The sequence below is a fragment of the Ideonella benzenivorans genome, assembly GCF_020387415.1.
Classification (GTDB): Bacteria; Pseudomonadota; Gammaproteobacteria; order Burkholderiales; family Burkholderiaceae_C; genus Ideonella; species Ideonella benzenivorans.
This window is the reverse complement of sequence record NZ_JAGWCB010000020.1, coordinates 20,073-33,742: the sequence shown is the minus strand read 5'-3', so window position 1 is coordinate 33,742 and position 13,670 is coordinate 20,073. Positions and strand designations below refer to the sequence as shown.

Here is a 13,670-nt window from a genome sequence, read left to right as displayed (position 1 = left end):
GCCGCAGCCAGCATATCCCAGCCCCGTGTGGGGCCCGTGGGCTCAGAACGTGGTCCAGTCGTCGCCGCCCTCGGCCGCCACGGCCGTCGCTGGCGCGGCCGCCGGCTTGGTCACGGTCACCGGCCTGGCCGCCGGGCGGGCCGACGACACCGGCTTCAGCGCCGGGCGCGACACGCTCGCCGCACGGGGTGCCGGCGCCGCCATCGGCGTCGCACGGGTGGCCACTTCATGCCCCAGGCGGAAGCGGCTGACCACCTCGGACAGGCGGTGCGCCTGCTCGCGCAGGCTTTCCGCCGCGGCCGCCGATTCCTCCACCAGTGCGGCGTTCTGCTGCGTCATCTGGTCGAGGTTGGTGACGGCCTGGTTGACCTCGCCGATGCCCTGGCTCTGTTCTGCCGCCGCGGCGGTGATCTCGCCCACCACGTCGGTCACCCGTCCCACCGAGGAGACGATCTGCGACATGGTGTCGCCCGCCTGGCTGACCAGGCGCGCGCCGGTCTCGACCTGTTCAACGCTGGCGCCAATCAGGGTCTTGATCTCCTTGGCCGCCTCGGCGCTGCGCTGGGCCAGCGAGCGCACCTCACCGGCCACCACCGCGAAGCCGCGGCCTTGCTCACCGGCCCGGGCCGCCTCGACGGCCGCGTTCAGCGCCAGGATGTTGGTCTGGAAGGCAATACCGTCGATCACGCCGATGATGTCGGCGATCTTCTGGCTGGCCTGGTTGATGTCGTTCATCGTGTGCACCACATTCGACACCACCCGGCCCCCTTCTTCGGCCACGCCCGCGGCCGACGAGGCCAGCTGGTTGGCGGTGCGGGCGGCATCGGCGCTCTGGCGCACGGTGCTGGTCAGTTGCTCCATGGAGCTGGCCGTTTCCTGCAGGTTGGACGCCGTCTGCTCGGTGCGGGCGCTCAGGTCGGCATTGCCGGTGGCGATCTCGCGCGCCGCCACCGAGATGCTCTCCACCGACTGCAGCACCTGGGTCACCGTCTCGCGCAGCGAGCCGACCATCTGGTGCAGAGCGCCCATCAGGCTGCCCGTCTCGGCCGGCGGCAGGGAGACGGCCAGGTTGCCACGGGCCACCTCGTCCATCGCACGCTGCGCCTCGGCCGGGTCACCGCCGATCTGCCGCAGCACGCTGCGCCCGACGCCGTAGGCCACCGCGCTCAGCACCGCCAGCAGCACCAGGACCAGTAGACCGGTCTGCAGCGCCGCGGCACGGACCATCGCGGCCACGTCATCCATGTACAGGCCGGAGCCCACGAACCAGTTCCAGCCCTCGACCTTCTGCATGTACTGCAGCTTGTCCACGGCCTCCGTCTGGCCCGGGCGGGGGAACTTCGCATCCACGAACGCGGTGCCATCCTTGCTGGCGCCCACCGCCTGGGTCATCCGCTGGATCAGGTCGCCCCCCATGCCGTCAGGGATCTTGCCCATCATCGACTGGCCGGTCCATTCCGGCTTGAACGGGTGCATGACCGTGCGGCCATCCATCGTCCAGATGTAGACATAGTCCTTGCCCGAGTCGCCATAGCGCAGCGAACGCAAGGCGTCGGCGGCCGCCTTCTGGGCATCGGCCTCGCTCATCTGCCCGGCCGCCGCCTTGCTGTGGTAGCCCTCGACAATGGTGTAGGCGGAACGGACCACCTCGACCAGTTGGGCCCGGCGACCGCTTTCGATGTAGCGCGCCACCATCACCAGGGCCAGAACGGCCATCACCACGAGGGCGGCCATGGCGGCGCCACCGAGCGCGAAGATCTTGCGTTTGAAGGTCAGGGATCCGAACATGCGTGCTTCCTTGTCTGCCCGTCTGAATGAAATACAGCGGCGACGGAGAGACGTGGGCACGCCCGGTGCACAACCCATCTACTTCCGGTTCCCGCCGCTGGGAACGTGCTGGCAGTGTGTTGTGGGAGATCGGCAGGACAAGTCGAAAAGAAAGGTTGGGAAACCCTGCACTTTTCAATCCGCTGATCCCAGGTCAAGAAAAGCAGGCGGTCCTGCCCCCGGGTTCAGGTCAACCCGACGGTGAAAACACCGTGACGTTAAAGGAAGCGCTCCAACAGACGCTTGGAAGCGCGATCCAGCACCGTCAGATCCGGCACCAGGAAGACGATGCCGTGGCCGCTGGTGATCAGCAACCGGCCGCGCTGCGGCAGGCGGCGGATGTCCTCCTCGACCTTGAGCACCAGCGTGGCCGGCCCGCGGTCGGTGTCGACCTCCCAGGTGCTGGGGGTGGAGAAGGTGGAGACGCTGCGCAGGCGCTGGATCACCGGCATGAAGTCACGGCCGGCCAGTTCTTCCTCCAGCAGGCCGCGCTGCGGCTGTGGCACCTCGGACAGCCGGGGCAGCCAGGCCAGCTCCTGGCCCTCGGTGCTGACCAGCGAGACGCCCTCGTCCGGCGCAGACAGCGGAAAGGCCCGCACCGGGGTGATGCCCGCGCGGGCCACGCCATCGGCCCCGGTGAACACCAGCTGGCCCAGGGGATTGCGATGCAGTTGAAAGTCGATCATCGGACGCTGCTCCTTCTTCAGGCCGTGGCCGCGTCGTGGGCCGGAGGCTGCGGCAGGTGGCTGGCCAGCAGCGCCGCGTCGTAGTCGGATTCGTCCTCGTCGGCCTCGGCCTTGCGGGCCTGGGCCTCGTACAGGCGCCAGTAATGTCCCTGCCGGGCCATCAGCTCGTCGTGCGGCCCGACCTCGACGATCTCGCCACGGTCCATCACCACCAGCCGGTCGGCCTTGCGCAGCGTGGACAGGCGGTGCGCAATGGCGATCGTCGTGCGGCCCTGCACCAGGTTGTCCAGCGCCTTCTGGATTTCCTTCTCGGTCTCGGTGTCCACCGCCGAGGTGGCCTCGTCCAGGATCAGGATCTTGGGGTCGATCAGCAGCGCGCGGGCGATCGAGATGCGCTGGCGCTCACCGCCCGACAGGCCCTGGCCGCGCTCCCCCACCACCGAGTCGTAGCCCTGTGGCAGGCGCAGGATGAAGTCGTGCGCATGCGCAGCGCGCGCGGCGGCGACGATCTCCTCGCGCGTCGCGCCGGGCTTGCCGTAGGCGATGTTCTCGGCCACGGTGCCGAAGAACAGGAAGGGCTCCTGCAGCACCAGGCCGATGTGGCGCCGGTAGTCGGACACGGCAAAGCGCCGGATGTCGGTGCCGTCGACCTTGATCGCGCCCTCGGTCACGTCGTAGAAGCGGCAGATCAGGTTGACCAGCGTGCTCTTGCCCGAGCCGCTGTGGCCCACCAAGCCGATCATCTCGCCCGGCCGGATGGCCAGGTCCAGCCCGCGCAGCACCGAGCGCGTGCCATAGCGGAAGCCGATCGCGTCCATCGTCACCCCGCCCTGCAGGCCCTCGGCCGAGACCGGCTGGGCCGGTTCGGGCACGTTGGAGACATGGTCCAGGATGTCGAAGATGCGCTTGGCGCCGGCCGCGGCCTTCTGGGTCACGCTGACGATGCGGCTCATCGAGTCCAGCCGGCTGTAGAAGCGCCCGATGTAGGCCAGGAAGGCCGACAGCACACCGACGGTGATCTGGCCCTGGCTGACCTGCCAGATGCCGAAGGCCCAGACCACCAGCAGGCCGATGTCGGTCAGCAGCGAGACGGTGGGCGTGAACAGGCTCCAGGTCTTGTTGAGCTTGTCGTTGACGACCAGGTTGGCCTGGTTGGCCTCCTTGAAGCGGGTGGCCTCGCGCTTCTCCTGCGCAAAGGCCTTGACCACCCGGATACCGGGGATGGTGTCGGCCAGCACATTGGTGACCTCCCCCCAGACCCGGTCGATCTTCTCGAAACCGGTGCGCAGCCGGTCGCGCACGGTGTGGATCATCCAGGCGATGAAGGGCAGCGGCACCAGGGTGACCAGGGCCAGCCAGGGGTTGATCGAGAACAGGATCACCGAGGTCATGCCGATCATCAGCACGTCGGTGATGAAGTCCAGCGCATGCAGCGACAGGAAGACCGAGATGCGGTCGGTCTCCGAGCCGATGCGGGCCATCAGGTCGCCGGTGCGCTTGGCGCCGAAGTAGTCCAGCGACAGGCCCAGCAGGTGCTCGAAGGCGGTGGTGCGCAGGTCGGCGGCGATGCGCTCGGACACCAGCGCCAGCAGGTAGGTGCGGGCCCAGCCCAGGCTCCAGGCCAGCAAGGCCGCGCCCAGCAGGCCCGACAGCAGCAGCAGCACATAGTGCGGGTCGATCTGCTGGCCGTTCTGGAACGGGATCAGCACTTCGTCCATCAGCGGGATGGTCAGGTAGGGCGGCACCAGTGTGGCCGCGGTGGAGGCCAGCATCAGCAGGAAGCCGGCCAGCAGCCGCCCCTGGTAGGGCTTGGCGAAGCGCCACAGCCGCAGCAGCACCCAGGTCGAGGGCGGCGTGTTCAGCTCGCGGGTGCAGATCGGGCACTCGTCGCTGTCAGGCGGCAGCGGCGCGTGGCAGGACGGGCAGCGGGTCGGGTCCTCGCCCTCGGCCATCCGGCCCGTGGCCAGGGCCTCGATCACCTGGGCAAAGCGGCGGGCGAAGCGGATCGCCTGCACGTTCACCGCCAGCGTGAAATGCCACTGGGCCACCCGCTGGGTGGTGGACAGCAACTCCAGCGTGCCCACGCCGGCATGGTCGTGGTGGCGCAGCAGCCAGTCGGCCTGCAGCGGGTAGGCCACCCACTCGGTCTGGCCGTGGGCCCGGGCCAGCAGGCGGCGCTCGGTCAGCCGCAGTTCGCCCTGGCCGAAGTGCTGGTCGTCCGTGAGGTCAACCGTCAGGCTGGCCAGCACGTTTTCACCAGCACCCAGCATGGGCAGGGCCGAGGTCGATTCCCCGGCGCGATGTTCTGGATGGGAGTGATGCATGGTGGGTGGAGGCACCGCCCGGAGCCGGCAGCGACCCGGCGGGTCCTGCGCCGTTCCGGTAGGCGCACAGCGATTTTCGGCGATTCCACCACGCCACCCAAGCCCTTGTGGCGTCCTGTCCTCGCCGCACCGCTTCGAGCGGCCCCACCCGGCGCACAATGTGTCATGCTGCGGTCAGATACCGCCTGTTTTTCCCCTCCACCCCGCCCTCCCGCCCATGAGCGACAAGAAAAAGGCCATTGAGCTGCTGCGCATCACCTATTTGCGTGGCCCGAACATCTGGACCTACCGTCCGGCCATGGAGGTCTGGCTGGACCTCGGTGAACTGGAGGACTATCCCTCCAACAAGCTGCCCGGCTTCACCGACCGGCTGCTCAAGCTGCTGCCCGCGCTGGAGGAGCACCACTGTGGTGTCGGCGAGCGCGGCGGCTTCATCGAGCGCCTGCGCGAAGGCACCTGGGCCGGCCACATCCTGGAGCACTGCGTGATCGAGCTGCTGAACCTGGCGGGCATGCCCACCGGCTTCGGCCAGACGCGCTCGGTCTCCCAGCGCGGTGTCTACCGCATGGTGTTCCGGGCCCGTGACGAACAGGTCGGCCGCACCGCGCTGGCCCAGGGCCATGCCCTGCTGACGGCCGCGATCAACGACGAGCCCTTTGACGTGGCCGCGGCCGTGCACGCGGTGCGCGACGCGATCGACGACTGCTACCTGGGCCCGTCCACCGCCTGCATCGTCTCGGCCGCCACCGAACGCGGCATCCCGCACATCCGCCTGAACGACGGCAACCTGGTGCAGCTGGGCTACGGCGCCCGCCAGCGCCGCATCTGGACCGCCGAGACCGACCTGACCAGCGCGATCGCCGAGAACATCGCCTGCGACAAGGACCTGACCAAGCTGCTGCTGAAGGCCTGCGGCGTGCCGGTGCCCGAGGGCCAGATCGTCCACAGCGCCGAGGAGGCCTGGGAAGCCGCCCAAGACCTCGGACTGCCGGTGGTCGTCAAGCCCAGCGACGGCAACCACGGCCGCGGCGTGGCCCTGGACCTGCGCCAGCAGGCCGACATCGAGGCCGCCTACACGCTGGCCGAGACCCACGGCAGCGAGGTGATCGTCGAGAGCTGCATCCCGGGCGATGAGCACCGGGTGCTGGTGGTCGGCGGTGAGATGGTCGCCGCCGCCCGCGGCGAGAGCGCCTGGATCACCGGCGACGGCAAGAGCACGGTCGTGCAGCTGATCGACAACCAGATCAACTCCGACCCCCGCCGCGGCACCACCGAGGGCCACCCGCTCAACCGCCTGAACGTGGCGGAAGACGAGGTGATCCGCCTGGATCTGCAGCGCCAGGGCTTCGCCCCGAACGACGTGCCGCCGGCCGGCAAGCGGGTGCTGGTGCAGCGCAACGGCAACGTGGCGATCGACTGCACCGACGACGTTCACCCCGAGGTGGCCCATGTGGTCAGCCTGGCCGCCCGCGCCGTCGGCCTGGACATCGCCGGCATCGACCTGGTCTGCGAAGACATCGGCAAGCCGCTGGCCGAACAGGGCGGCGCCATCGTCGAAGTCAACGCCGGCCCGGGCCTGCTGATGCACCTGAAGCCGGCCGAGGGCACGCCCCGCCCGGTGGGCCAGCAGATCGTCGAGCACCTGTTCCCGACCGACGAGGACGAGCCGCACCCGGGCCGCATTCCCATCGTCGGCGTGGCCGGCACCGAGGACAGCACCTTCATCGCCCGCCTGGTGGCGCGGCTGGTGCACCTGGGCGGCCGCCCCACCGCCCTGGCCTGCGCCGATGGCCTGTTCCTGGGCCACCGCCGCACCGAAAAGGCCGGCAAGCAATATTGGGATGCCTGCCACCGCCTGCTGATGAACCGTGAAGCCCAGGCCGCCGTGTTCGAAAACCCGGCCTCGCTGATCCTGGACCACGGCCTGCCCTATGACCGCTGCCACGTCGGCCTGGTGACCGACTTCGGCGGCGCCGAGGCGCTGGCCCGCCACGACATCACCGAGCCCGACCAGCTCTACCGGGTGCTGCGCACCCAGATCGACGTGGTGCTGGCCGATGGCGTGGGCGTGCTCAACGGCAACGACGCCCGCATCGCCGAAATGGCCGGTCTGTGCGATGGCGAGGTGCTGTTCTACGCCACCGCCGGGGCCGATGGCCTGCCCGGCCCTGTGGCCGACCACCTGGCCCAGGGCGGCCGCGCCGCCGTGATGGACGGCCAGCGCGTGAGCCTGCGCAGCGGCCATGCCGAACAGGGGGCGGTCGATCTGGGCCAGATCCTGCGCCGCCGCGGCCAAATGGCCGGCGAAGCACGCCTGCAGTCCCTGCTGGCCGTGGTCGCCACCGCCTGGGCCTTCGGCATCTCGCCCGAGCTGATCGCCGCCGGCATCGAGACCTTCGAACTGCCGCTCGCCTGAGTCCCTCGCCATCCGACGACGCACCGAACAATGGACATCTCCCGCATCCGAGCCCTGCGCGGTCCCAACCTCTGGAGCCGCCACACCGCCATCGAAGCCATCGTCACCTGCAGCGAGGCCGAACATGCCCTGACCACGCTGCCCGGCTTCGAAGACCGCCTGCGCGCCCTTTTCCCCGGCCTCGGCCCCTTGCGCCGCCAGCCCGACCAGGCCTCGCTGGCCCATGTGCTGGAGCTGGCCACGCTGGCCCTGCAGACCCAGGCCGGCTGCCCGGTGACCTTCTCGCGCACCACCGAAACGGTGGAGCACGGCACCTTCCAGGTGGTCGTGCAGTACAGCGAAGAAGCGGTCGGCCGCAAGGCCCTGGCCGCCGCCGAGGCCCTGATCCAGGCCGCGCTGGCGGGCGGCAGCTTCGACGTGGCCGGCACCATCGACGCCCTGCGCGAGCTCGACGAAGACCTGCGCCTGGGCCCCTCCACCGGCTGCATCGTGCACGCCGCGGTAGCCCGGGGCATTCCGTTCCGGCGCCTGACCAGCGGCTCGCTGGTGCAGCTGGGCTGGGGCGCCAAGGCCCACCGCATCTGGGCGGCCGAGGTCGACTCCACCAGTGCGGTGAGCGAGTCCATCGCCCAGGACAAGGATCTGTGCAAGACCTTGCTGAGCGCCGCTGGCGTGCCGGTGCCCACCGGTCGGCCGGTGGACAGCGTCGATGAGGCCTGGGAAGTGGCCCAGGAGATCGGCCTGCCGGTGGTGCTCAAGCCCCAGGACGGCAACCAGGGCAAAGGTGTGACGGTCAACGTGGCCTCGCGCGAGCACCTGGAGATCGCCTACAAGGCCGCCGACGAGATCGGCCATGTGATGGTCGAGAAGTTCCTGCCCGGCAGCGACTTCCGCCTGCTGGTGGTGGGCAACAAGCTGGTGGCCGCCGCCCGGCGGGATCCGCCCCATGTGATCGGCGATGGCGTGCAGACGGTGCGCCAGCTGGTCGACCAGGTCAACGCCGACCCGCGCCGCGGCACCGGCCACGCCACCTCGCTGACCAAGATCCGCTTCGACGAGATCGCGGTGGCCCGGCTCGAGCTGCAAGGTCTGACCCCCGAATCGGTGCCCGAGAAGGGCCGCCGCGTCGTGCTGCGCAACAACGCCAACCTGTCGACCGGCGGCACCGCCACCGATGTGACCGACGAGGTCCACCCCGACGTGGCCGCCCGCGCAGTGGCCGCCGCCCAGATGATCGGCCTGGACATCTGTGGTGTGGACGTGGTCTGCGAAAGCGTGGGCCGGCCCCTGGAAGAACAGCGCGGCGGCATCGTCGAGGTCAATGCGGCCCCCGGCCTGCGCATGCACCTCTCGCCCTCCTTCGGCAAGGGCCGGCTGGTGGGCGAGGCCATCGTGGACCACCTGTTCCCGGCCGGCGAGGACGGCCGCGTGCCGGTGGTGGCCGTGACCGGCACCAACGGCAAGACCACCACCGCCCGCCTGATCGCCCACCTGTTCGCTGCCAGCGGCCTGAAGGTGGGCATGACCAACACCGACGGCGTGCATGTGGACGGCCGCCAGACCGACTCGGGCGATTGCTCCGGCCCGAAGAGCGCCCGCAACGTGCTGATGCACCCGGACGTCGAGGCTGCCGTGCTGGAAACCGCCCGCGGTGGCATCCTGCGCGAAGGGCTGGGCTTCGACCGATGCCAGGTGGCGGTGGTGACCAACATCGGCGCAGGCGACCACCTGGGCCTGAACTACATCACCACGGTCGAGGACCTGACGGTGCTCAAGCGGGTCATCGTGCAGAACGTGGCCCCGCAGGGCTACGCAGTGCTGAACGCCACCGACCCGCACTGCGTGGTGATGGCGCCGACCTGCCCGGGCGGTGTCATCTACTTCGCGGCCAACCGGCACCACCCGGTGCTGGCCACCCACCGGGCCCAGGGCCAGCGCAGCGTGTTCGTCGACGATGGCTGCATCGTCGCCGCCGAGGGCAATTGGCGCGAGACCGTGCCGCTGAAGGACATTCCGCTGACCCGTGGCGGCGCGATCAGCTTCCAGGTCGAGAACGCCATGGCCGCCATCGGTGCAGCCTGGGGCGCGGGCCTGAGCTGGGACGCCATCCGGGCCGGCCTGGCCAGCTTCGTCAACGACGCCGACAACGCCCCGGGCCGCTTCAACGTGATGGACTACCACGGCGCCACCATCATCGCCGACTACGGCCACAACCCGGACGCGATGCGCGCCCTGGTGCAGGCGGTGGAGGCCATGCCAGGCAACCGCCGCTCGGTGGTGATCTCCGGTGCCGGTGACCGGCGCGACGAGGACATCCGCGAGCAGACCCAGATCCTGGGCAAGGCCTTCGACGATGTGATCCTCTACCAGGACGCCTGCCAGCGCGGCCGCGCCGACGGCGAGGTGCTGGCCCTGCTCCAGCAGGGCTTGAAAGGTGCCCCGCGCACCACGCATGTGGAGGAGATCCACGGGGAGTTCGTCGCGATCGACGCCGCCCTGGGCCGGCTGCAACCGGGCGACCTGTGCCTGGTGCTGGTGGACCAGGTCGAGGAAGCCCTGGCCCATCTGCAGAAACGGGTGAGCGAACCGCCGCTGCACTGAGCCGAAATCAACCCACAGCGCCTTGATCCACCTCAGATGGAGGTGGATCGGGTGCTTTTTCAGACCTTCGCCCGTCGGGCTCTCGCGGAATACTGCTCAGGGTTATCCCTGAGAGGCGAGGCCCCATGCCGTCCCGATTTCACTCCCTGCGCCTGCGGTTGATCGCCGCCTGTGGCGCGCTCGTGCTGGTCAGCCTGTTGTTGCTGGCTGGCCTCAACCAGTGGACCGCACACCGCGCGGCCCTGCAGAGCCTGACCGGCCAGACCCTGGCGCTGGGTCGTGCCCACGCCAGCGCGATCGCCGAATGGATGGCCCAGCGGCGCGCCGTGGTCGCGTCCATCGCCCCCGCGGTGAGCGAAGCCGATCCGGTGCCACGTCTGCGCCAGGCCGACCAGGCCGGTGGCTTCGACACCACCTACTTCGGCTTTGCGGACAAGCGCATCGTCTTCTCCAAGCCGCAGGAGCTGCCCGCCGGCTATGACCCGACCAGCCGCCCCTGGTACACCAGCGCCGCCGCCGGTCAGGGCGTGGTCATCACCGCGCCCTATGTGGACGCCAGCACCAAGAAGCTGGTGATCACCTTTGCCCAGGCCCTGCGTGACGGCGGTGCGGTGCAGGCCGTGGCCGCCGGCGACGTGTTCATGGACGGCGTCTCGCGCAACGTGGCCGCCATCCGCCCCACGCCGCACAGCTTCGGCTTCATCGTGGCCAAGGACGGCAAGGTCATGGTCCACGAGGACGTGAGCAAGGTGCTGCAGCCGGCCGCCCAGTTGGCCCCGGCCCTGGGGGATGCCGCCACGCTGGCCTCGCCGGACCGCTTGAGCGAAGTGCGCATCGGCCAGCGCGACATGCTGCTGGGCGCCCAGCCCATCGACGGTACGGACTGGACCCTGGTGGTGGCCCTGGACCGCGACGAGGCCCTGGCCGGCGTGACCGCGATGGCCTGGCAGTCCCTGCTCGGCAGCCTGGCCCTGGCGGCTCTGGCCGTGGGCGTCGTCGGCGGCCTGGTCGCGGCCCGGCTGCGCCGGCTGACCCAGCTGCGCGACGCGATGCGCGACGTGGCCTCCGGCGAAGGCGACCTGACCCGGCGCATCCCGGCCGATGGCCACGACGAGCTGGCCGACATCGCCGGCAGCTTCAACCGCTTCGTCGACAAGCTGCAGCACACGCTGCGCGACATCCGCGGCGCCAGCGAATCGGTGCGGGTGGCCAGCCACGAGATCGCCACCGGCAACCAGGACCTGTCCTCGCGCACCGAGAGCATGGCCTCCAGCCTGCAGCAGACCGCCAGCTCGATGGAGGAAATGACCTCGCAGGTCGGCCATTCCGCCGACACCGCGACCCAGGCCAACCAGCTCGCCATCTCGGCTGCCGAGGCGGCCCAACGGGGCGGCGAGGTGGTGACCCAGGTGGTGGCCAGCATGAACGAGATCTCCGGCAGCTCGCGCCGCATGGCCGAGATCATCGGCGTGATCGACGGCATTGCCTTCCAGACCAACATCCTGGCGCTGAACGCGGCCGTCGAGGCGGCCCGGGCCGGCGAGCAGGGCCGCGGCTTCGCGGTGGTGGCCGGCGAGGTGCGCCAGCTGGCCCAGCGCAGTGCCGAAGCCGCCAAGGAGATCAAGGGCCTGATCGAGACCTCGACCCGCCAGGTCACCGACGGCGCCGAGCAGGTGGGCCGCACCGGCGCGGTGATGGAGGAGATCGTCGGCAGCGTGCGCCGCGTCTCCGATCTGATCGGCGAGATCGCCTCGGCCTCGGCCGAGCAGCGTGATGGCATTGGCCAGGTGAATCAGGCCGTCAGCCAGCTGGACCAGGTCACGCAGCAGAACGCGGCCCTGGTGGAACAGGGCGCTGCGGCGGCCGACAGCCTGAAGGCGCAGGCCGCCCGCCTGGCCGAGGCGGTGGGCACCTTCCGCATCGGCCACTGAGCCTCGCTCCCATCCGCTGTGCCACACTGGGTCCATGGCCCCTCTGTGTGACACCGTGTCCGCCGCCACCGACCGCTGCCCGCGGTGTGGCGGCGCTTTCCATTGCGGCCGCCAGGACAGCGAACCCTGCGCCTGCGGTTCGCTGACGCTCAGCCCCGCGCTGCTGACGGCCCTGCGCGAGCGCTACCCCAGCTGCCTGTGCCTGGCCTGCCTGAAAGCACTGGCGGCGGGGGCCCCGCTGGAGCCACCCGCCGCCTGAAGGGACCGGGATCCGGAGACTCAGGCCGTCATCAGGCCTGGGGCGCCGGGGTGCGGATCAGGTGGTCGAAGGCCGACAGCGCCGCCTTGGCCCCTTCGCCGGTGGCGATGATGATCTGCTTGTAGGGCACGGTCGTCACATCGCCCGCGCCGTACACGCCCGGCACGCTGGTGTGGCACTTGGCATCCACCACGATCTCGCCGAACTTGGACAGCTCCAGCGTGCCCTTGAGGAACTCGCTGTTGGGCACCAGGCCGATCTGCACGAACACGCCCTCGAGCGCCACCGTGTGCTCCTCGCCGGAGACGCGGTCCTTGTACTTCAGGCCGTTGACCTTGTGGCCGTCGCCGGTGATCTCGGTGGTCTGCGCGTTGGTGTGGATCTCGACATTGGGCAGGCTCTTGAGCTTGTTCACCAGCACCGCGTCGGCCTTGAGCTGGTCGGCGAACTCCACCAGCGTGACATGGGCCACCACGCCGGCCAGGTCGATGGCCGCCTCGACGCCGGAGTTGCCGCCGCCGATCACCGCCACGCGCTTGCCCTTGAACAGCGGGCCGTCGCAGTGCGGGCAGTAGGCCACGCCCTTGGTCTTGTATTCCTGCTCGCCCGGCACGTTGACATTGCGCCAGCGCGCACCGGTGGCCACGATCACGGTGCGGCTCTTGAGCTCGGCGCCATTGCCCAGCTTGACCGTGGCATAGCCCCCCGGCTGGGCGGCCGGCACCAGCTGGTCGACCTTCTGGTTGGCCATGATGTCCACGTCATAGACACGCACATGGGCTTCCAGCGCGGCGGCGAACTTCGGGCCCTCGGTCTCGGGCACGGAGATGAAGTTCTCGATGCCCAGGGTGTCCAGCGTCTGGCCGCCGAAGCGCTCGGCCACGATGCCGGTTCGGATGCCCTTGCGGGCCGCGTAGATGGCCGCGGCCGCGCCGGCTGGGCCCGCGCCCACCACCAGCACATCGAACGGTGCCTTGGTGGAGAGCTTGGCGGCATCGCGGGCGGCGGCGCCGGTGTCGATCTTGGCCAGGATCTCGGGCAGCTCCATGCGGCCTTGGGCAAAGGGCTGGCCGTTCAGGAACACGGCCGGCACGCCCATGATCTGGCGTTCGTCGATCTCGTTCTGGAACAGACCGCCGTCGATCGCCACATGGCGGATGCGCGGGTTGAGCACCGCCATCAGGTTGAGCGCCTGCACCACCTCCGGGCAGTTGTGGCAGGTCAGCGACATGTAGGTCTCGAAGACGAAATCGCCTTCGAGGGCCTGGATCTGCGCGATCACGTCGGCCTCGACCTTGGGCGGGTGACCGCCGGCCCACAGCAGGGCCAGCACCAGCGAGGTGAACTCGTGGCCCATCGGGATGGCGGCAAAGCGCACGCCCATGTCGGCACCGGCGCGGGTGATCTGGAAGCTGGGCCGGCGGGCGTCCTGGCCGTCGAAGCGGGCGCTGATCTTGGCCGGCGCAAGGGCGGCGATCTCGGTCAGCAACTCGCGCATCTCGGCCGAGGCCGGGCGGTCGTCGAGGCTGGCCACCAGCGCGATGGGCTGGCTGATGCGCTCGAAATAAGCCTGGAGCTGGGCTTGGGTGGAGGCGTCCAACATGGCGTGTCCTTTCTGCGGTGTGT

The 13,670-nt window shown here is 69.8% G+C and carries 8 protein-coding genes; 4 read left to right on the top strand and 4 right to left on the bottom strand.

The genetic code is table 11. The features are described from left to right. Positions 1-42 precede the first annotated feature (42 nt). From KGA65_RS18875 to KGA65_RS18865, 3 genes are all read right to left on the bottom strand, one after another. Positions 43-1,788 carry a methyl-accepting chemotaxis protein gene (locus KGA65_RS18875; protein WP_225864676.1) on the bottom strand — a complete coding sequence of 582 codons (1,746 nt, stop codon included), beginning with the start codon at positions 1,786-1,788 and terminating at the stop codon, positions 43-45. A gap of 257 nt (positions 1,789-2,045) precedes the next feature. Beyond that, a complete protein-coding gene (locus tag KGA65_RS18870) occupies positions 2,046-2,513 on the bottom strand; it encodes a cyanophycin metabolism-associated DUF1854 family protein (protein WP_225864675.1) in 468 nt (155 codons plus the stop codon). 17 nt (positions 2,514-2,530) lie between these two features. Beyond that, the gene (locus KGA65_RS18865) at positions 2,531-4,837 is read right to left on the bottom strand and encodes a cyanophycin metabolism-associated ABC transporter (protein ID WP_375142655.1); all 2,307 of its coding nucleotides are present in this window, start codon (positions 4,835-4,837) and stop codon (positions 2,531-2,533) included. A 217-nt stretch (positions 4,838-5,054) separates the two neighbouring features. On the opposite strand from KGA65_RS18865, the gene KGA65_RS18860 reads away from it, so the two are divergent. The 4 genes from KGA65_RS18860 (at position 5,055) to KGA65_RS18845 (ending at position 12,044) form a co-directional block, all read left to right on the top strand. Then, positions 5,055-7,253: a cyanophycin synthetase gene (locus tag KGA65_RS18860; protein WP_225864674.1), complete on the top strand. Its 2,199-nt coding sequence runs from the start codon at positions 5,055-5,057 to the stop codon at positions 7,251-7,253. A gap of 30 nt (positions 7,254-7,283) precedes the next feature. Beyond that, positions 7,284-9,854, top strand: a complete 2,571-nt coding sequence (gene cphA / locus KGA65_RS18855) for a cyanophycin synthetase (RefSeq protein ID WP_225864673.1) — start codon at positions 7,284-7,286, stop codon at positions 9,852-9,854. A 125-nt stretch (positions 9,855-9,979) separates the two neighbouring features. Then, positions 9,980-11,785 (top strand): methyl-accepting chemotaxis protein, encoded by a 1,806-nt coding sequence (locus KGA65_RS18850; protein ID WP_225864672.1) that lies wholly within the window; start codon positions 9,980-9,982, stop codon positions 11,783-11,785. 55 nt (positions 11,786-11,840) lie between these two features. Then, the gene (locus KGA65_RS18845) at positions 11,841-12,044 is read left to right on the top strand and encodes a cysteine-rich CWC family protein (protein ID WP_225864671.1); all 204 of its coding nucleotides are present in this window, start codon (positions 11,841-11,843) and stop codon (positions 12,042-12,044) included. Positions 12,045-12,075: 31 nt separating this feature from the next. Here KGA65_RS18845 and ahpF read toward each other — a convergent pair whose 3' ends face one another. Next, positions 12,076-13,647, bottom strand: coding sequence for an alkyl hydroperoxide reductase subunit F (gene ahpF, locus KGA65_RS18840; protein ID WP_225864670.1), 1,572 nt, complete (start codon positions 13,645-13,647; stop codon positions 12,076-12,078). Positions 13,648-13,670: the final 23 nt, after the last annotated feature.

Coding starts and splice junctions, on each gene's coding strand:
- KGA65_RS18875 (WP_225864676.1), bottom strand. CDS start 1,788: ATGTTCGGATCCCTGACCTTCAAACGCAAGATCTTCGCGCTCGGTGGC.
- KGA65_RS18870 (WP_225864675.1), bottom strand. CDS start 2,513: ATGATCGACTTTCAACTGCATCGCAATCCCCTGGGCCAGCTGGTGTTC.
- KGA65_RS18865 (WP_375142655.1), bottom strand. CDS start 4,837: ATGCATCACTCCCATCCAGAACATCGCGCCGGGGAATCGACCTCGGCC.
- KGA65_RS18860 (WP_225864674.1), top strand. CDS start 5,055: ATGAGCGACAAGAAAAAGGCCATTGAGCTGCTGCGCATCACCTATTTG.
- cphA (WP_225864673.1), top strand. CDS start 7,284: ATGGACATCTCCCGCATCCGAGCCCTGCGCGGTCCCAACCTCTGGAGC.
- KGA65_RS18850 (WP_225864672.1), top strand. CDS start 9,980: ATGCCGTCCCGATTTCACTCCCTGCGCCTGCGGTTGATCGCCGCCTGT.
- ahpF (WP_225864670.1), bottom strand. CDS start 13,647: ATGTTGGACGCCTCCACCCAAGCCCAGCTCCAGGCTTATTTCGAGCGC.